This window comes from Cloacibacterium normanense, assembly GCF_003860565.1.
In the GTDB taxonomy this organism is placed as follows: Bacteria; Bacteroidota; Bacteroidia; order Flavobacteriales; family Weeksellaceae; genus Cloacibacterium; species Cloacibacterium normanense.
In genome coordinates this window covers 1,311,753-1,332,467 of sequence record NZ_CP034157.1, presented here as the reverse complement: position 1 = coordinate 1,332,467, position 20,715 = coordinate 1,311,753, and the positions used below count along the sequence as shown (strand labels likewise).

At 34.9% G+C, this 20,715-nt stretch carries 16 protein-coding genes; 7 read left to right on the top strand and 9 right to left on the bottom strand.

Annotated elements, in window-relative coordinates; translation table 11 throughout:
- Positions 1-81: 81 nt before the first annotated feature.
- The 9 genes from acs to EB819_RS06045 form a co-directional block, all read right to left on the bottom strand.
- The gene (gene acs / locus EB819_RS06085) at positions 82-1,992 is read right to left on the bottom strand and encodes an acetate--CoA ligase (RefSeq protein ID WP_069796562.1); all 1,911 of its coding nucleotides are present in this window, start codon (positions 1,990-1,992) and stop codon (positions 82-84) included.
- Between the two features lie 44 nt (positions 1,993-2,036).
- Positions 2,037-3,929 carry an acetate--CoA ligase gene (locus EB819_RS06080; protein ID WP_069796561.1) on the bottom strand — a complete coding sequence of 631 codons (1,893 nt, stop codon included), beginning with the start codon at positions 3,927-3,929 and terminating at the stop codon, positions 2,037-2,039.
- Between the two features lie 74 nt (positions 3,930-4,003).
- Positions 4,004-4,366: a response regulator transcription factor gene (locus tag EB819_RS06075; protein WP_069796560.1), complete on the bottom strand. Its 363-nt coding sequence runs from the start codon at positions 4,364-4,366 to the stop codon at positions 4,004-4,006.
- Positions 4,367-4,368: 2 nt separating this feature from the next.
- Entirely contained in the window at positions 4,369-7,023 is a 2,655-nt protein-coding gene (locus tag EB819_RS06070; protein ID WP_069796558.1) for an ATP-binding protein, read from the bottom strand.
- Complete coding sequence (locus EB819_RS06065; protein ID WP_069796556.1) at positions 7,016-7,210, bottom strand: hypothetical protein; 195 nt, start codon at positions 7,208-7,210, stop codon at positions 7,016-7,018. The genes EB819_RS06070 and EB819_RS06065 overlap by 8 nt, the downstream gene beginning before the upstream one ends.
- Positions 7,211-7,300: 90 nt before the next feature.
- Positions 7,301-7,528 carry a DUF6814 family protein gene (locus tag EB819_RS06060; RefSeq protein ID WP_069796554.1) on the bottom strand — a complete coding sequence of 76 codons (228 nt, stop codon included), beginning with the start codon at positions 7,526-7,528 and terminating at the stop codon, positions 7,301-7,303.
- Between the two features lie 116 nt (positions 7,529-7,644).
- Positions 7,645-9,228, bottom strand: a complete 1,584-nt coding sequence (locus tag EB819_RS06055) for an MFS transporter (RefSeq protein ID WP_069796552.1) — start codon at positions 9,226-9,228, stop codon at positions 7,645-7,647.
- A 44-nt stretch (positions 9,229-9,272) separates the two neighbouring features.
- The gene (locus tag EB819_RS06050) at positions 9,273-10,514 is read right to left on the bottom strand and encodes a hypothetical protein (protein WP_069796550.1); all 1,242 of its coding nucleotides are present in this window, start codon (positions 10,512-10,514) and stop codon (positions 9,273-9,275) included.
- Positions 10,515-10,609: 95 nt separating this feature from the next.
- Positions 10,610-11,029: an IS1/IS1595 family N-terminal zinc-binding domain-containing protein gene (locus tag EB819_RS06045; protein WP_069796548.1), complete on the bottom strand. Its 420-nt coding sequence runs from the start codon at positions 11,027-11,029 to the stop codon at positions 10,610-10,612.
- Positions 11,030-11,261: 232 nt separating this feature from the next.
- Here EB819_RS06045 and EB819_RS06040 point away from each other — a divergent pair, with 232 nt between their 5' ends.
- The 7 genes from EB819_RS06040 to EB819_RS06010 all read left to right on the top strand — a co-directional run bounded on the left by EB819_RS06040 (position 11,262) and on the right by EB819_RS06010 (position 20,701).
- Positions 11,262-12,152: an aspartate carbamoyltransferase catalytic subunit gene (locus EB819_RS06040; RefSeq protein ID WP_124878687.1), complete on the top strand. Its 891-nt coding sequence runs from the start codon at positions 11,262-11,264 to the stop codon at positions 12,150-12,152.
- 61 nt (positions 12,153-12,213) lie between these two features.
- Complete coding sequence (locus EB819_RS06035) at positions 12,214-13,293, top strand: carbamoyl phosphate synthase small subunit (protein WP_069796544.1); 1,080 nt, start codon at positions 12,214-12,216, stop codon at positions 13,291-13,293.
- 26 nt (positions 13,294-13,319) lie between these two features.
- Positions 13,320-16,499, top strand: coding sequence for a carbamoyl-phosphate synthase large subunit (gene carB, locus EB819_RS06030; protein ID WP_069796542.1), 3,180 nt, complete (start codon positions 13,320-13,322; stop codon positions 16,497-16,499).
- A gap of 118 nt (positions 16,500-16,617) precedes the next feature.
- Positions 16,618-17,232 carry a DUF2911 domain-containing protein gene (locus EB819_RS06025; protein WP_069796540.1) on the top strand — a complete coding sequence of 205 codons (615 nt, stop codon included), beginning with the start codon at positions 16,618-16,620 and terminating at the stop codon, positions 17,230-17,232.
- Between the two features lie 397 nt (positions 17,233-17,629).
- A complete protein-coding gene (locus EB819_RS12950) occupies positions 17,630-18,673 on the top strand; it encodes a bifunctional transcriptional activator/DNA repair enzyme AdaA (RefSeq protein WP_069796538.1) in 1,044 nt (347 codons plus the stop codon).
- 187 nt (positions 18,674-18,860) lie between these two features.
- Positions 18,861-19,193, top strand: coding sequence for a rhodanese-like domain-containing protein (locus tag EB819_RS06015; RefSeq protein WP_164467603.1), 333 nt, complete (start codon positions 18,861-18,863; stop codon positions 19,191-19,193).
- A 200-nt stretch (positions 19,194-19,393) separates the two neighbouring features.
- Positions 19,394-20,701, top strand: coding sequence for a TolC family protein (locus EB819_RS06010; protein WP_069796779.1), 1,308 nt, complete (start codon positions 19,394-19,396; stop codon positions 20,699-20,701).
- Positions 20,702-20,715 lie beyond the last annotated feature (14 nt).

The window sequence follows — 20,715 nt, the reverse complement described above, 5'->3', positions numbered from 1 at the left end:
CAAATGTAAAAATTTTGAACGGAAAATAAAAACCTCCCAAAAATGAGAGGTTTTCGTTTGACCAAAAATTAACAATAATCATTAGTTGATCCTTCCATCTTTTATTTCGTCTACAATTTCTGGATTGAGTAGGGTAGAAGTGTCTCCAAAATTAGAAAAATCTCCTTCGGCAATTTTTCTTAAAATTCTTCGCATAATTTTTCCAGAACGTGTTTTTGGCAGGCCAGAAACAAACTGTATTTTATCTAATTTAGCGATTGGACCGATGGTGTCAGAAATCAGCATATTGATTTCTTTTCTCAAGTGGTCTTTGTCTCTGCTTTCACCAGTTTCTTTTAGAATGACAAATCCGTACAATGCATTTCCTTTAATATCATGAGGGAAACCTACAATTGCAGATTCTGCAACAGCAGGGTGTAAGTTGATGCTGTCTTCAATTGGTGCAGTTCCTAAATTATGACCAGAAACGATAATCACATCATCTACACGACCAGTAATTCTATAATATCCTGTTTCGTCTCTTAATGCACCATCACCTGTGAAATATTTCCCTGGGAAAGCGGTAAAATAGGTTTCTTTGTATCTTTGATGGTCGCCCCAAATTGTTCTGGCAATTCCCGGCCAAGGAAAACGGATGCAAAGGTTTCCATCTACTTGATTTCCTGTAATTTCATTTCTTTTTTCATCCATTAAAACAGGTTGAATTCCCGGAAGTGGAAGCGTAGCGTAAGTTGGCTTAGTTGGCGTAACAAAAGGAAGCGGAGAAATCATAATTCCGCCTGTTTCTGTTTGCCACCAAGTATCTACTATTGGACATTTTTTCTTGCCAACATGGTCATTATACCAGTGCCAAGCTTCGTCATTAATAGGCTCACCAACTGAACCAATCACTCTAAGACTTGATAGATCATGTTTTTCAACCCAAGAAGAAGATTCTTTAGCCAAAGAACGAATCGCAGTAGGAGCAGTGTAGAATTGTGTTACTTTGTGTTTTTCAATCACAGCCCAGAAACGGTCTGGCTCTGGATAAGTAGGAACGCCTTCAAAAATAACCGTAGTTGCTCCGTTAGTTAAAGGTCCGTAAAGAATGTAAGAGTGACCTGTAATCCAACCAATATCTGCAGTACACCAGTAAATATCATTTTCTTTATAATTGAAAACATTTTTAAAAGTATAACCGGTGTAAACCATGTAACCAGCAGTAGTGTGCAACATTCCTTTTGGTTTTCCTGTAGAACCAGAAGTGTAAAGAATGAATAATGGGTCTTCTGCATCCATGATTTTGGTAACGAAATCAGCAGAAGCTTTTGGATAATAATCATCTAACCAAACGTCTCTTCCTTCTTTCATTTTTACTTCGGTGTTGGTTCTTTTTACCACCAATACTTTTTCTACTGAAGGTGTTTTTTCTACGGCTTCATCGATGATTCCTTTTAGGTCAATAGCTTTGTTTCCTCTGTAACTTCCGTCTGAAGTGATAATCATTTTTGCTTCGCAGTCATTCACTCTAGAAGTTACCGCAGAAGCAGAAAATCCAGCGAAAATAACAGAATGTACAGCACCCATTTTAGCACAAGCCAACATGGTAACCGCCAATTCTGGAATCATCGGTAAATAAATACAAACTCTGTCTCCTTTTTTTACGCCCAATTCTGTTAGCACATTCGCCATTTTGCAAACTCTCTCGTGAAGTTCTCGATAAGAAATATATTGTGCTTCTTCATTTGGATCGTTAGATTCCCAGATAATCGCGGTTTTATCACCTCTTTCTGCTAAATGTCGGTCTAAACAGTTTTTGGTAATATTGAGTTTTGCACCTTTAAACCATTCGATTTTGGCTTCTTCCATGTCAAATTTTACCACTTTGTTCCAGCGCTGATACCAAACAAAGTTTTCATCCGCAATTTTGTCCCAGAATTTTTTAGGATTCTTGATTGATTTTTTGTACTGCTTGAAATAATCAGGCAAATCGTGAATTACATAATTTTTCATATCAAATTTAATTTTTTTATATTCCTTTTGTAAGGAAAGTATCTTTATTTTCTATATTCATCGAATTTTTCTTTAAGTTCATCAATGATTGCTTCATCATCTATGGTAGAAGGAATTTGGAATTCTTTTCCGTCTAACATGGTTCTGATAAGTTTTCTCAAAATTTTCCCACTTCGGGTTTTGGGTAAACGTTTTACCACGACAATGTTTTTCAATGCGACAACTGCTCCAATTTTTTCTCTAACCAATGCTACGACTTCTTTTTCCACTTCGGTTTCAGAAATTTGAGTTCCAGATTTTAAAACCACCAACCCGAAAGGAATTTGACCTTTTAAATCATCTTCTATTCCTACTACACAGCATTCTGCAACATCTTTGTGCCCAGAAACGGCTTCTTCCATTTCTGCAGTAGAAAGTCGGTGTCCTGCTACATTAATGATATCATCTACTCTTCCTGTAATGAAAATATATCCGTCTTCATCTCTGATGGCGCCATCTCCAGAAAAATAATATCCTGGGAATTTTGCTAAATAACCATAGTGGAATCTTTCATAATCTCCCCAAATTCCCATTAAAGCTCCTGGAGGAAGCGGTAGTTTTATCACCAAATAACCTTCATGGTGTGCTTCTAGTTCGTAACCTTCTTCGTCAAAGATTTTAATGTCATAACCTGGGATTGGTTTTCCAGCGGAAGCACGTTTTACGCCATCGTCTTCTACGCCTCGCATCAGTGATAACATAGGCCAACCAGATTCTGTTTGCCACCAATGGTCAATAGGAGTGATGCCAACTTTTTCTTCGTACCAGTCTAACGTGGCTACATCGCATCTTTCACCCGCTAAAAATTGGGTTCTGAAATGGGATAAATCATATTTCTTGATGAATTCACCATCTGGATCTTCTTTTTTAATCGCTCTAATAGCAGTAGGCGCGGTAAACATCACAGAAACTTTGTATTCAGAGAGAATTCTCCAAGTAGTTCCTGCATCTGGCGTCATAATCGGTTTTCCTTCGAAAATAATAGAGGTATTTCTGTTGATGAGCGGTCCGTAAATAATGTAACTGTGACCAACTACCCAACCAATATCTGAAGCAGCCCAGAAAACTTCGCCGGGTTTTGCTCCATAAATTTTTTCAATGGAAAATTTAAGTGCGGTAGCATAACCACCTGTATCACGAACTACACCTTTCGGTTTTCCTGTAGTTCCTGAGGTATAAAGAATATAAAGTGGGTGCGTAGATTTTACGGGGACACAATCTGCAGGTTCTGATTTTTCTAACAATTCTTGAAAATTAGTCAGTTGAGGTTCATTTTCCCAATCTACTTTATTGCCCCAAAGTTGACGGTCAAAAACCACAATATGTTCAGGTTTATGGGCAGCCATTTCATAAGCTTCTTTCACGAAAGGCAAATAAGGAATTCTCTTTTTTACTTCTACACCAGCGCTTGCAGTAATAATTGCTTTTGGATTACAATCATCTATTCTAATGGCTAATTCATGAGGCGCAAAACCTCCAAAAACTACAGAATGAGTGATTCCTAATCTGGCACAAGCGAGCATAGCATAAGCTGCTTGAGGAATCATAGGCATGTAAATAATGGCATTATCACCTTTTTTTAATCCTAACGATTGCAAACCTCCTGCGAATTTTGATACATTTTCTTTTAACTCATTAAAAGTAATTTTCTGTTTCGTATCCGTAACAGGTGAGTCATAAATGTAGGCAACTTGGTCACCATAACCATCTTCTATGTGCTTGTCTATGGCGAGATAACATGCGTTCAACTCTCCATCTGCAAACCATACAGGATAGTTGTTTTCTCCTTGAGAAAGAATCGTTTGAGGTTTTTTGAACCAATGAATTTGGTCGGCTTGTTCTGCCCAAAATTGTTCCTTGTTTTCAATACTGTTCAAGAACATTTCATGCGCTTTCATAACATTAGATTTTTTGAATTTAGATTTCAGATTTTACACTGAAACAATTAATATTTTGTAGATTTTTTTAAATTTTAAGCTAACAATTCTTCTACTTGCTGAACCAGTTTCTTGATAGAGTAAGGTTTGGTAACATAAGCATCAGCTCCCAAACTCAATCCTTTTTCGATGTCTGCAGGATTGGTTTTTGCAGATAAGAAAATGACTTTACACTGATTAAGTTTTTCTTGTTTTTTTATTTCTTGCAACGTGGTGTAACCATCAACATTGGGCATCATGATATCGAGTAAAATAATATCTGGAGTTTCCTCTTTTAATAATTCTAAAACTTCCGAGCCATCTCTTGCGATGAAGACTTCATAACCTGCTTTTCGGAAGGTGTATTCTAAGGTCATGATGATTTTGTGTTCGTCGTCTGCTATAAGTATCTTTTTCATTTTTACGAATTTAGTTTAATGTTAAAAACCACTCCAATTTCTTTATTTTCTGCGGAGATTTCGCCTTTATGCGCTTCAATAATTTTTTTGCAAATGGCTAATCCTAATCCTGTTCCTATGGGTTTTCTAATGTTTTGATTTTTGGATTGATAAAACTTATCGAAAATAAGTTCTATATCTTCTTCAGGGATTTTTTTACCCGTGTTGAAAATGCTGATGTTCAGTTGACCATCTTTTTCTATAAATTTAGTCTGAATCATTCCACTTTCATCCGTGAATTTGTAGGCATTTCCTAAAATATTCTGAAAAACTTGAATCATTCTGGCTTCATCATATTCGTATTCTTTTTGGTTCAATAAATCAATTTCAGAATGGTGAATATTTTTCTGTTGAATCAAATGCTCAATAGGTTTCAATGCTTTGTGATAGGTTTCTACAATATTATTTTTCTGGATATTAAGTTGAATAATTCCTGATTCTAACTTGTCTAAATACAGAATATCATTGATGATTTCGTTCAATCGGTCAGACTCAGAAATGATGTTTCCTAAGAACTCTTTTTTAATTTCGGTAGGGATTTCGTCATCATCTAACAGAATTTCGCTGGCAGCTCTAATTGCGGTGATGGGCGTTCTGAGTTCGTGGGCAACAGAATCTAGGAAATCATCTTTTTGTTTGTCTTTTTCAATCAAATTGGTGTTGGCAACTTGCAAATCTTCCGAAAGTCTTCTGAGTTGTTTAGACTGTTCGGTGAGTTTTCTATTGAGGGTGATGTTTTCTTTAGATTCTTCTAAAATATTGAGTACTTCTGGCAAAGAAATTTTATCTTCTTTGGTGACGCCTTCCACTAAAATTTTAGCAGAAGCAGTACCGATTCTTCCCGCCAAAAGGTTTTCTGAAAATTTAATCAAACGTGAGTCAGCAGTATCGGTTTCATCGGTAATATTATATTTTGTGTTAAAGATTTTCAGCGCTTGTTTGGTTTTTTTTTCGCCTAAAAATCTTACCAGAATTTTTTCAATATCAGAAATATTCGCTTTTCCTTTCCAGATGTAAGCTCCTTCATGATTTTGAATGTATTGGTCTATATCAATATAAATTTCTGCAAAATTTCGCTCTCTGTAATTGCCTTTTACACTTACAGAAATTACGGCAAAAAGGAAAGAATTGACTAAAATGCTCCAGAAAAAAACTTGTGCAATGGTAGATAAATAGGGTATTTTAAAAAATTCAAGAATTCTATAATTATCCAATGAGAATTCTGTGTTAATGGTCTGGATATATTGTGGAATAATCAAATTCACATAACAAATAATAACTCCCGCGATAATTCCCGTTACTGCACCGTAATAACTTCCTCTTCTCCAAAATATAGCTCCAAAAAATGAAGGTGCCAATTGTGCAATGAGTACAAATGAAACCAAACCTACTGAGAATAAACTGGATTTAATGATGAGGTATTTGTAGAATAAAAACGCAGAAATAATCAACATGAAAATGCTCACTTTTCTGATGTTGACAATGTTTTTGGTGTTGAAATTTTCTGGATTTTTCTTGAAAGTATCAATCCAACCGTAAGGAATAATCACGTTGTTCGAAAGCATGACAGAAAGCGTAATACTCGAAATAATAATCATAGAAACACTGGCACTCAATCCACCTAAAAATACCATTACAGAAACCAATATATTTCCAAATTTTTGAGGAATAAGAATGGGGAAAAGCTCTGGATTTACATTTTGACCTTCAAACAGAATTCTTCCGCCCCATGCAATTGGGAATACAAAAAAATTAAAAATCAAAAGGTAAAGTGGAAATAACCAAATGGCTGTTTTTAAGTGTTTTTCCTTTCTGTTTTCTACAATTGTGGTGTGAAATTGTCTTGGCAATAAGAAAATGGCAGACATGGAAAGGAGAGAAGTAATCGCAAAATTAATGCTACCTTCTAATCCGTTAAAAGTATTTTTAGCAACGAAATCTTCAAATTTTTGAGCTTGTTCATAGATGTCTTCAAAACCATTGAAAACGCCATACGTTACAAATAAACCGAGGACTACAAAGAATATCAATTTTAAGAAACTTTCTACAGCCACAGCAGAAATAATTCCCAATCTTTTTTCTGAAGCATCTACATATCTCGTTCCGTAATAAGATGAAAAAATAGCAATGAGAATCACCACATACGTTGCAGTATCGGTAAAAACATTGTCAGAATTTTCAGAAAGGGTAATCTGATGAAAAGTATCAGAAATCGCTTTAATTTGGATTCCGATATATGGAATAATCGCGAGAATACAAACGATGGAAATCAGTGCGCCAAAAGATCTACTGTTTCCGTATCTCAAAGAAATAAAATCGGCAATTGAACTGATTTTATTGACTCTAGAAATTCTAATGATTTTATTATTGATGACAATCCAAGCGGGAATAATAATAATAGGCCCGATGTAAATCGCCAAATATTCTAAACCTTGATTGGCAGCAACGCCGATGCTTCCGTAATACGTCCAAGCGGTGCAATATACCGCTAATGAAAGGGAATAAATATAAGGATTATTCGCCCAAAAATTACTCTTCTTCTTCTCTGCCCAGTAAGCAATGAAGAACAAAAGCGCTAAATAAAGCATGATGATGGCAAATAACTGTAAATTATTCATCAAATTTTTTAAATATTACAAAAGAAATGATACTTGAAGCGAACCAAATTCCGAAAATGTAGATGTAAATAAACGGAAGCCCAAAATAGGCTTTAACCTGATTAAACAAAAGCAAAATAGGTGCATTGAACGATACAAAAAGCACCATACTTAGAATTACCAATTTTTGCTCGTGTCTTTTTTTCATTTTTCAGAAGGGTTATCTTAAAATCAGAATTGAGATTTCAGTTTTCCAAAGTCTGGAAAAGCTGAAATCTCTTATTTCTGATACCAAAAATTATTTTTTATCGGCAGAATATTCGCCTTTCAGAGAATACCATCCGAAAGTTGCTAATCCACCTACCACAATAGGCATTAAAATAAAAACGATGATGCTCCCGAAAACCAAGTCTTCTTGTTTACCCGAAGTTATTTTTGGAATCCCTAGAACAGTCAACCCAAGGTAAGCTACCACTGCTGCTAGAGCTAGCCAAACGATACCTAATATTTTTTTTATTGCGTCCATTTTTTTGTTTTTTAAAGTTAGTAAAAATTTTTAAAATTTTGTTGGGTGATAGAAGTTAGATGCAGGGTGCTGTTTTTTTTGTGTAACTTCCTGCATCCATCATCTCACATCCATCATTAATCCTCTACATTTCTATCTTTTCCGTCTAAGTAAATTACTCCGATGATTAAACTCACTGCCGCTACGATAATTGGATACCATAAACCTTGTAAGTAATATTCTGGATTTCCAGCGTCTTTAGCAGAGGTTACCAAATAAGTAGCAACTGCAGGTAATAAACCTCCGAAGATACCATTACCAATATGATAAGGAAGCGACATAGAAGTATATCTGATTCTAATTGGGAACATTTCTACTAAGAAAGCAGCAATAGGTCCATAAACCATTGTTACGAAAACAACTTGTAAGAAAACCCAGAAAGCAAGTGTCCATTTGGTAGTGCTGTCTATTGTTTTCGTGATTTTAGTTTCTACTTTATCTTTTCCTTTTTCGTCTAGTAAAACTTTTCCGTTTTCTAGATGTTTAGTCACCACTTCTTTTACATTACTTCCGTCTGCATAGAATTTTTGAGTAGTATAAATAGAGTCTACTTTAGTTCCTTCTAGAACTTTGGCAGTTGCTTCAGAAGTGAATTTGTCTTTTAATTCTTGTTTCTGAGAGAAATCTCCCAGTTTAAACATTTGGTTGTAAATAGGTCTGTAAGCGAAAATTGCCAATAAAAGACCAATCATCATAATTGGTTTTCTTCCTACTTTATCAGATAGCCAACCGAATAATACGAATAATGGAGTTCCGATAAATAATGCGGCTGCCATCAATGAGTCTACTTGTGCAGATTCTATATTCATAACTTTTTGCATGAAAGACATCGCGTAGAACTGACCAGTGTACCAAACTACACCTTGTCCCATTACAGCACCGAATAATGCTAATAAAACATATTTGAAGTTGTATTTATTCCCGAAAGATTCTTTTAGTGGATTGGTTGAAGTTTTTCCTTCTTTTTTAGCTTTTGCAAAAAGTGGAGATTCTTTCATGTTTTTTCTAATGATATAAGAAACGCCCACCATTAAAATAGAAATCCAGAAAGGAACTCTCCATCCCCAATTGTCAAATTCTTCTGCAGTTAATGAACTTTTAGTCACCAAAATCACGATAAGTGAAATGAATAAACCTGAAGTGGCAGTAGTCTGAATCCAAGAAGTCCAGTAACCACGTCTGTTGTGTTCTGCGTATTCTGCTACATAAGTTGCAGCACCTCCGTATTCACCACCAAGTGCTAAACCTTGTAATAAACGAAGAATTAATACTAAAACTGGAGCCATAAAACCGATGGTTTCATAACTTGGAATACAACCGATTAAGAATGTAGAGAATCCCATGATTAATAAAGTAACCAAGAAAGTGTACTTTCTACCAATAATATCTCCTAATCTTCCGAAAAATAAAGCTCCGAAAGGTCTTACTACGAATCCAGCTGCGAAAGTGGCTAGAGTAGATAAAAATGCTGCAGTAGGATTATCTGCTGGGAAGAATTTAGTAGATAAAACTACAGCTAAACTCCCGAAAATATAGAAATCATACCATTCGATAAGCGTTCCCAGAGAAGACGCCATGATAATGCTCCAAAGAGTTGAAGATTTTTTACGTTCATCTACGTAAGCATCATGCTCTGCTTGTGTGTTAAATTGATGACTCATGTGTTTATTTTTTTAGTTTTGTTAATAATATTTTTTTAAATTTTTTAGAAAGAATATGCAGCACTTACCATTGCACGGAAATTTCCTACATTGGTTTCATTGTTTCCTGATGTGGCATCGGTTTTTAAATCTCCCCAAGTTGCAGCAGTATATTCTAATTCTGGAGTTATTCTAAATTTATTTTGTTTGAAATCTACTCTAGCAGAAGCTCTCCAAACATTGTCAACCACTCTGGTTCCAGAAACACCTCTTACATAAAGTGATTTGTAATTAGCGTCTTCTAAACCACTGTTTTTCGTATATCCAAAGAAAACTCCTGGTGCTACACTAGGTTTATTACTTGCAATATCTACCCAAAAAGCTGAGGTTTTAGTAGGTTTGTAAGAATCTATTCCGTTAGTTTCAGCATAAGAAGCATAACCACCAAGCATTACCAAATGGTGCAAGTTTCCACCAGAAATTCCATAGAATTTTGCAACTACGTTTTCATTAGAATATTTAAGATACCCCATAAGCATGGTAGAATTCAGTTTTTCATCAGAAGCCAATCCACCACTAGTAATCACAGGTTTTAAAGATTGATATTCTGCACCTACACCTGCAATCACATTTTTGGTTTTGTATTGCAACTGTGCATGTAAAGTAGGAGTGGTAGAATTAAAACTAGGAGAGTTATTAGCGTTTCCAGAAACTACAGGAGCTTGAAACTCTCTGTCTTTGTAAGCTACTAAATCTAAAGAAAGATTAGGAGTTAAACTTTGTCTGAATCGAATTTGTCCAACCCAGCCAAAAGGATTAAACATAATTCCCGTGCTGAAATTGGCAACTCCCGGGAAAACTTCAGGAACATAAGAAGGATACCAGGTCTGTCCTAAAGTAAGTGAAGATTTTTCCCAAGCCAATTGTGCATAAGCATGTCTTAATCTGAAAAGACCAATGCTTTCTTGAGTGTTTCCAAAGAAGTCGCCTTCTAATTTTCCACTCGCTTTTGCGCCCCAAACATTGGGACCTTTAAAATTTACACCCAATCGAGAAACTACTGATAAAAAATTACTGGCACCAGTAGCATTAATATCATCACCATTTGCATCTAATTTTTTGTCTAAAGGATAAAGGTTGAGATGGTATTCTCTCACCTGTGCAGACTGTCTCGAATCGAAAATATAATCTGCTCTTGCAAAACCATAGAGACTTACATCCCATTCTTTTGGTTTCTCTTGAGAGAATAAAGCATTGCTAAATAATAAACTAGCAATACCAGCGAAGATTAATTGAGTTTTCTTCATAATATTAAACAGTTTTTTGTGATTTTAACATCGCTAAACTGATAATAAAAAAAACTCTGTAAAAATTTTGTATATATTTTTGTAAATAAGTATAGTTACTTTTTAAAACGTTCCCATTTTATCATCATAAACTTATCTCCGAATTCGGTGATGATGAGTCCAGAACCTTTAAGATTTTCTTCATTTCTGATGTATTCTGCCAGTTCTATTTGTTTGAAAACCTTATAAGTAGCATGAAAATCCGAATGTGGGGGTTTTTTAATATTGTATTCCTTAATCCAAGAACTGATAGTGACATGCGAAATGCCCAGAATACGCTCTATTTCTCTTAAACTGAGGCCTTCTAAATAGAGTTGTAAAGCTTTCGTTACATAGTAATCATCTATCTTTTTTCCAATTTTATTGACAGTGAAATAGTAATTGCAGTCTCTGCAAAAATAGCGCTGTTTTCCTTTAACAATGCCACTTTTAACGATTTCGGAGTTTTCGCATTTCGGGCAACAATTTATTTTCATATATACGTTTTTAGCAAAGATATACTTATTTTGCAATAATAATGTTAAATAAAATTAATTTTTTCTAAAAATTTTGAAGGCAAAAAGTTAATATGTATATTTGCAACCAATGAAAACGATAAATTTTTTATTGAACATAAATATCGGACTTCAATCCGACGGACAAAATATTTTTATTTATTGAAAACGAAGCTGTTGGGGCTTCGTTTTTTTTGTTTAAAACCATAGTATCATGATTAAATTATCCAGATTGTCACTAGAAAGCGTTGAAAAACTATTACATCAAGCGCTAGAATTCGCAAACGGCAAAACAGTAAAGGCCAAATCAGACATTTTTGTAGCGAATCTTTTTTTTGAAGACAGTACCAGAACGAAAATAAGTTTTGAGGTGGCTGAGAAAAAATTAGGATTAAATGTAGTACATTTTGATGAGTCTAAAAGTTCTATCAATAAAGGCGAAAGTCTTTTAGATACCATTAAAACGCTGGAATCAATTGGGATAAACCTTTCCGTAATCAGGCACCAAAAAACCAGATTTTATGATGAATTGAAAGGTGTGAAAATGGGAGTGGTAAATGCTGGAGACGGAATTGGGCATCACCCAAGTCAAGCGTTACTAGATTTAATAACCATCAAACAAGAATTTGGTGATTTTAAAGATTTGAAAGTGGGAATCGTAGGAGATATCAAACACAGTAGAGTAGCTAATTCTAATGCCACTACATTAAGAAGATTAGGAGCAAAAGTGTATTTTTCCGGGCCAAGAGAATGGTTTGATGAAGGAAGTTTAATGAACGGAACCTATAGAGATTTAGATGCACTGGTTACAGATGTAGATGTACTCATGTTGCTTAGAATTCAGCACGAAAGACATGATGAAAAAATGAAATTGACGCCTCAAGATTATCTCAAAAAATATGGTCTTACCAAAGAGCGTGAGCAAAAAATGAAACCGAATGCCATCATCATGCATCCCGCTCCAATTAACAGAGGGGTAGAAATAGATAATGATTTGGTAGAATGCGAACGTTCTAGAATCTTTAAACAAATGCAAAATGGAGTATTTGCAAGAATTGCGATCTTGAAAAAAGTTTTAGAAGAAAGAGGTTTTGAATTTGAATAAATTAATACAGATAAAAGTGAAAAGTCAGAGTAATACTGCTCTGGAAATCTATTAAAAAGGAATGAAAAAGAAATTAATTTTAGAATCAGGTGAAGTTTTTCACGGACAAGGTTTTGGTGCAAATACCGATACTGAAGGAGAAGTGGTGTTCAATACCGGGATGACTGGTTATCAAGAACTTATTTCAGACCCTTCATATTGCGGTCAAATTGTAACCATGACTTATCCATTAATTGGTAATTACGGAATTAATAGAGATGATTTCGAAAGTATTGAGCCCGCAATCAAAGGCTTAATCGTGAGGGAATTGTGTGATTTTCCTTCTAATTTTAGAAGTCAATTGTCTTTAGATGAATTTTTTGCCAAAAAAAAGCTATCAGGAATTTCAGGGATTGATACCAGAAAACTGACCAGAATTATCAGAAATCACGGGGTTTTAAAAGGGAAAATTGTAGATGAAAATGCAGATGAAACAGCAGTAATTGCTGAACTGAAATCTAAAAATTTCCCAACCAATCAAGTGGAGCAAGTTTCTACCAAAACGCCTTATGCAAGTCCAGGAAGAGGTTTCAAAGTGGTTTTAGTAGATTTTGGTTCTAAATTAGGCATCATCAGAGAACTTTCTCAGAGAGATTGCGACATTATCGTGGTGTCTCAAGATACTACTGCGGATGAGATTCTATTAATGAATCCAGATGGAGTAATGCTTTCTAACGGTCCTGGTGATCCACAAGATGTAAAAGGGGCTTCAGAATTAATCAATGGTTTACTGGGTAAAGTTCCAATCTTCGGAATTTGTTTAGGTCATCAGTTAATTGGTTTGGCTTGTGGAGCAAAAACCTATAAATTAAAATTCGGACACAGAGGTGGAAATCACCCTGTTCTAGATTTAAAAACTGGTAAAGTAGCGATTACTTCTCAGAATCACGGTTATGCAATAGACGAAGAATCTCTAGAAAATACCGATTTAGAAGTTACACACATCGCTCTGAATGATAAAACAAACGAAGGAGTTCGTCATAAGAAATATCCATGTTTTTCGGTACAATATCATCCAGAAGCAAGTCCAGGTCCAGAAGATGCCAATTATCTTTTTGATGAATTTGTGGAAATGATGGAAGAGTTTAAAAATAAGAACTAATTACTAAAAATTTGTAAAAAGAAAAAATGAAAAGAACAGATATTAAAACCATTTTAGTAATAGGAAGCGGCCCAATTATCATCGGGCAAGCTGCAGAATTTGACTATGCAGGAACTCAAGCTTGCCTTGCATTAAAAGAAGAAGGGTACAGAGTAATCCTCATCAATTCTAATCCTGCAACCATCATGACCGATGTAGAAATTGCAGACAAAGTATATATAGAGCCTATTTCTCTTCCATTTGTAAGTCATATCATTAGAAAAGAGCGTCCAGATGCACTTTTGCCAACTTTGGGTGGACAAACAGGATTGAACATGGCAGTAGAATTACAAAATTCTGGAATTTTAGAAGAATGTGGAGTAGAAGTTCTAGGAACTAAACTTTCTGCGATTAATAGAGCAGAAGACAGAGATTTGTTCCGTGAATTAATGAGAGAATTAAACGAGCCGGTTCCAGATTCTGATATTGTAAATACAGTAGAAGGCGCATTAGCTTTTGCAGAAAAAATTGGTTATCCAGTAATTGTTCGTCCTGCTTTTACCATGGGTGGAACAGGCGGTGGAATTGCTTATGATGAATACCAACTGACAGAAATTGCAGAACTTGGACTGAAATATTCTCCAGTGACTCAATGTTTAATTGAAAAATCAATTGCAGGGTTTAAAGAAATAGAATACGAAGTAATGCGTGACAAAAACGATAATGCTATCGTGGTTTGTAACATGGAAAACATAGATCCAGTAGGTGTTCACACTGGAGATTCTATCGTAGTTGCGCCTTCGCAAACGCTTTCTGACAGAGAATATCAGATGCTCAGAAATGCTTCACTTAAAATTATTAGAGCTCTCGGAATAGAAGGAGGTTGTAACGTACAGTTGGCTTTAGACCCTCATTCTTTCAACTATTATATTATCGAAGTAAATCCTAGAGTTTCTAGAAGTTCGGCTTTAGCAAGTAAAGCAACAGGTTATCCAATTGCGAAATTAGCGGCTAAAATTGCAGTAGGACTAACTTTAGACGAAATGCTTAATCCAGTTACAGGAAAAACTTATGCTTGTTTCGAGCCTGCTCTGGATTATGTGGTAACTAAAATTCCTAGATTCCCATTTGATAAATTCGAAACAGCTGACAGAAGACTTTCTACCCAAATGAAAGCTACAGGTGAAGTAATGGCGATTGGTAGAAGTTTTGAAGAATCATTAATGAAAGCGATTCGTTCTTTAGAAACGGGATTGCAACATTTAGGATTAAAAACCAAACCTGCACTTGCCTTAACAGACGAAGATATCGAACGCAGAATTAGAGTGTGTGATGACGAAAGATTATTCATCATCGGCGAAGCTTTAAGAAGAGGTTATGATTGGGAAACCATCGTAGAATGGAGTAAAATAGATAAATTCTTCGTTTGGAAATTCAAAAAACTGATTGATTTTGAAAAAACCATTGCGGAAAATAAATTTAACAAAGAAATATTACTGGAAGCGAAAAGATTAGGCTTCTCAGATATTAATATCGCACATCTTTGGGAAACAGACCACAGAGAAATCTTCAAGTTCAGAAAAGAAAACGGAGTAATGCCAGTTTACAAAATGGTAGATACTTGCGCCGCAGAATTTGAATCTGCTACTCCTTATTTCTACGGAACGTATGAAGAAGAAAACGAGAGCATTCCTTCGGATAAAGAAAAAATCATCGTTTTAGGTTCTGGTCCTATCAGAATTGGTCAAGGGGTAGAATTTGATTACGCTACCGTTCACTCAGTTTGGGCAATCAAACAAATGGGTTACGAAGCGATTATCATCAATAACAATCCAGAAACAGTTTCTACAGATTTCTCGATTTCGGATAAGCTATATTTCGAGCCTTTAACAGAGGAAGATGTAATGAACATCATAGAACTCGAAAAACCAAAAGGAGTGATTGTACAGTTTGGTGGACAAACCGCGATTAACCTTGCTGATAAATTAGCAGCTCATGGTGTAGAAATTCTGGGAACTTCTCTAGAAGATTTAGACAGAGCCGAAAACAGAGATAAATTCGAACATGCACTGCAGGAATTAGGCATTCCACAACCTCTTGGTAAAACGTGTTTCTCTAAAGAAGAAGCAATTAAAATTGCCAATGAAATTGGATTCCCAGTTTTAGTGAGACCAAGTTACGTTCTGGGAGGAAGAGCCATGGAAATCGTATACAACGATGCAGAACTAGACCATTACATGGAACATGCGGTAGATGCAAGTCCAGAACACCCAGTTTTAGTAGACCGTTATCTTACCGGAAAAGAAGTAGAAGTAGACGCGATTTGTGATGGCGAAACTACCGTAATTCCAGGAATTATGGAACACATCGAAAGAGCGGGAGTTCACTCAGGAGATTCTATTGCAGTATATCCTCCACAAACGCTTACTCCAGACCAGATTGCAACACTAGAAGATTATACCAAACGTTTAGCAAAAGGGTTGAAAGTAGTAGGTTTAATGAATATTCAGTATGTAATTTCTGATGGAAATGTCTACGTGATTGAGGTAAATCCGCGTTCATCGAGAACCGTTCCTTTCTTGTCAAAAATTACAGAAGTTCCAATGGCGAATTTAGCGACCAAAGCAATTCTCGGAGCAAATCTGAAAGATTTAGGTTACAAAGATGGATTGGTTCCAAATAAAGAAGGAATTTTTGTAAAAGTACCAGTATTCTCGTTCAGTAAATTGACAAGAGTAGATGTAACACTGGGACCAGAAATGAAATCTACAGGAGAAGTAATGGGCAAAGATTCTACGCTAGAAAAAGCCTTGTACAAAGGTTTAATCGGTGCAGGTAGAAAAGTTCCTTTACACGGTTCTATCTTATTTACCATAGATGATGTGAATAAGCCAGAAGCAGCAAGATTAGCGAAAAGATTCTACGATATAGGTTTCAAAATTTGGGCAACCAGAGGAACTTCTAGATATTTTAACGAACTCAATATCCCAACCAAAATTGGGTATAAAATAGAAGAAGAAACAGAGAACTTAATCAGTTTAATCCAAAAAGGAAAAGTACAATATGTAGTGAATACCACTACTAAAGGAAAACAATCGATGAATGACGGGTTCTTAATCCGTAGAACTTCGGTAGAAAATGGCGTTCCTTGTCTTACCAGTATGGATACTGTAGAAGCAATGCTCAAAGTTATCGAAAGCATGACTTTCAAAATGGAAAAAATGTAAAAATTTTCTCTAGAAATAGCAATCCTTTAAGGTTTCAAAACCTTAAAGGATTTTTTTTATATTCTATTTTATCATTAACTATTTTTTTTATCTTTATCAAAAATTAAAAATAAAAAATATGAAAAAACTGATATTTTCTTTAGCATTGGCAGTAAGTGTACACGCTTTTGCTCAGCAATATAACATTCCAGCAGTTAGTCCAAGACAAACCGTAGAACAGCAATTTTCGGTGACCAAAATTTCTATAGAATATGGTAGACCAGCGGTAAAAGGAAGAAAAATCTTCGGAGAATTGGTTCCTTTCGGTCAAGTATGGAGAGCTGGAGCCAATGAAGCCACCAGAATTACTTTTGGTCAAGAAGTGCTTTTTGGCGGTCAAAAAGTGAAAAAAGGAACCTACGCTTTGTATGTAGTTCCTCAAGAAAAAGAATGGAAAATCATTTTAAACAGAGGGGTTAACAATTGGGGGGCTTATACCTATGATGCAAAAGAAGATGTAGCAACCACTATCGTTCCTGTAAAAATGATGAACGAAAAAATGGAACGTTTTACCATTAATTTCGAAGATATTACAGACGAAAAATTAAATTTAGTTTTCGAGTGGGACAAAACCAGAGCAGATGTTCCGGTAGAAATTCTGAATGTAGAAGAAACGCTACAGATTATTGATAATTTAAAAGCCATTAAAAAAATAGAAAGCGATATCAAAAAGAAAAACGAACCGAAAAAGTAATTTTTGGGCGCGTCCTTTTTTTGCCAACGCTAAAAACGCTTTTAGAAATTTTTCTAAAAGCGTTTTTTCATCCGCCGAAAAAAGTTCGGTCTTCGTGTAGTCGCTTTTTTAATTTTTTTCTAAAAAATTAAAAAGAGCTCCAACAATACACTTCGCCCTCGCGCAAAAACAACAGAATTTTAAATAATTGTCACTCTGAGCGGTAGTCGAAGAGTCCCATCCAACATCTCACATCTAAAATCTCACATCTAAAATCTAAAATCAAAAATACTTGTTCATTTTTCGGTTGTATTATCCATTCCTAAAAATTTACATTTGCATTACTTTGTCAAAGTTTTAAAATCTTTGACAAAGTTTATCATATCTTTTTTCAATCATCATATATCAATCATCATTTATGAACTTACCTAACGATATCATGTATAATGCTTCTTTCAATAAAGATGCAAGTTTCGAAGGCGTTTTTTGGATGGGCGTAAAAACTACGGGAATTTTCTGTAGACCAACTTGTACCGCCCGAAAACCAAAACCCGAAAATGTAGAATTTTTCAGCAATACTAAAGATGCGATTCTGAAAGGATATCGCCCTTGTAAGGTTTGTAAACCATTAGAAAAACTGAATGAAACTCCGAAATATATTCAGGAAATCATCACAGAATTAGCAGAAAATCCTTCTTTGAAGTTCAAAGATTACGACTTGGTAAAACGCGGAATAGAACCTGCAACCATGAGACGTTGGTTTCTGAAAAATCACGGAATTACGTTTCAGGCGTATCAAAGAATGTTCAGAATTAATTCTGCATTTAAGAAAATTCAACAAGGAGAAACCGTAACGGAAACCGCTCTAGAAAGTGGCTACGAAAGTTTAAGCGGTTTTACCGAAAGTTTTAATAATGTTTTCGGAGTGTCTCCTAAAAATTCTAAAAATCAGAAAGTAATTGATTTAAAACGCATCGAAACACCACTCGGAACCATGTATGCTGCTGCAACGGATGAAGGAATTTGTATGCTAGAATTTACAGACAGAAAAATGCTGGAAACCGAACTGAAACACCTCTCTAAATCCTTAAATGCCAATATTATTCAAGGAGAAAACTCTCATTTTAAAATTTTAGAAGAACAACTTACCGAATATTTTGAAGGAAAAAGAAAAGAATTTACCGTTCCGCTACATTTTGTGGGTTCAGATTTTCAGAAATCAGTTTGGGAAATCTTGATGAAAATTCCTTTTGGTGAAACTTGGAGCTATGCGAAACAATCTGAAATTTTGGGAGATAGCAAAAAAGTGAGAGCAGTGGCAAATGCCAATGGAATGAATAAAATTTCCATCTTGGTTCCTTGTCACAGAGTGATTGGCAGTGATGGAAATCTTATAGGTTATGGCGGTGGAATTTGGCGAAAACAAAAACTCCTAGAATTAGAAGGCGCTATTTTGTTTTAGCATAATTTCTATTAAAATTTTATCTTTAAATAGATATTATCAATTCTCTTGATGTTTGTAACATTGGTTACAAAGCGGTTTTTCAGAAAAATTCAATTTTGCATTCAATAAAGATAAACAGAGTCTTTTTTAACCCAATAAATTGAGAATTTCTATGAAAAGCATTTGTCCGAATACCTTTCAAACGATGATAAACGATACCATTCAGTTGGTAGACGTTAGAGAACGCTATGAATTTGAATTGTATAAAATAAATCTTCCTATCGTAGAAAATATTCCTTTCAGCGAGATAGAAGAACAATTGACAAATTTTGATGCAGATAAAAAAATCGTTTTGGTTTGTAACAACAGTGTCAGAAGTAAAAGTGTTGCCAAATATTTGGAAGACAGAGACTTTAACCAGATTTACTATTTAGAAGGTGGTTTGGTGAAATGGCAACAAAATAATTTACCTCTTCTTGGAAATCCACCAGAAATAATTTCCCATTCCCTTTCTATAACTGGAGAATGTTTAAATTGAAATATCGAAAATTACCTTTTGAAACGTCAGAATTTTTCTGGCGTTTTTTTCTTTCTAACAAAAGAATTTTCTGAATGTAACATAAGTTACTGCACAAGATTTTTCTCACCTATATTTTTGCCAAAGAAATAGAGAACGTGTATCAAAATTCTCGATTTCAATAATTAAAATAAATGACAAAAAAGAAAAATTTAAATAGAATGAGAAAATTTTTAACGGTAGTTTTTGTTTTTTCGCTCGTTCTGAAAGGTTTCTCTCAAGATACCATCAGAATTTCTAGAGCAGAATTAGAACAAAGAATGGTAGACCAAAATCTTCAAGTGAAATTGGCTAATGACGAAGCCAAATTAGCACAAGCAGAACTATTGGGAACGAGAGCAATGTATTTACCCAACGTAAATGCTTCTTACACCTTTTCGAATACCAATAATCCTTTGTATGCTTTCGGTTCTAAATTGAATCAAGAGCGTATCACGCAAATGGATTTTGACCCAGCTAAATTAAATGCTCCAGACGCAATTTCTAATTTCGCTACTAAAATTGAGGTGCAACAACCCATCATCAATATGGATGCAGTGTATCTTAAAAAAGCAGGACAAGTAAAATCTGAAGTTTTAAAAATTAAAGCAGAAAGAACCAAAGAATACATTCAGTTTGAGTTCAAAAAAGCATACATGCAACTGCAATTAGCCTACAGAATGCTTGAAACACTTGAAAATGCTAAAACTACAACGCTCGCTAACAAAAAAGTAATCGACAATTATTTCAAAAACGGAATGATTCAGAAAACGGAAGTGTTGTACATAGACGTTCGCGTAAAAGAAATTGAAAATCAAATCGCTTATGCAAAATCTAACATAAAAAATGCTTCGGATTACCTTTATTTCTTATTAGACGAAGAGTCTTTCAATAAGGTTTTTAAGCCTAGTGAAAAATTAGAATTTCAAAACCAGATTTTAGAAAATACGGCTACACTAAATGTGGAAAGAAAAGATTTACAGGCGTATCAAAAATCTCTAGAAGCATATGATTATCTGATTAAATCAACCAAAGCCAAGTTTTTGCCAAGATTAAATGCTTTCGGAAGTTTTGAATTGTATGATAATAAATTCGCACAGTTTGGTGCCAATGGTTATTTGGCGGGAGTTCAGTTGTCTTGGAATGTTTTTGATGGATTAAAAGCAAAATCTGAACAGGAAAAATACAAAGCAGAACTCACCAAAGCACAAACCGAAATCACTCAATACAATAAACAAAGTCAGTTAGAACTCAATAAAGCAAATCGCCAAGTTCAAGATGCAGAAAACAAGGTAAACCTTTCTAAACTAGCGCTGGAACAAAGCAAAGAAGCGTATAGAATTCGTAAAAACAGATACGACCAAGGTTTAGAGAAATCTTCAGACTTATTAATGAGTGAAACCACCATGTCTCAAAAAGATTTGGAATATCAACAAGCTATTTTTGAATACAATGTCGCTTTAGAATACTATAAATTTTTAAAAAATTAAAATCTCTGTGAACG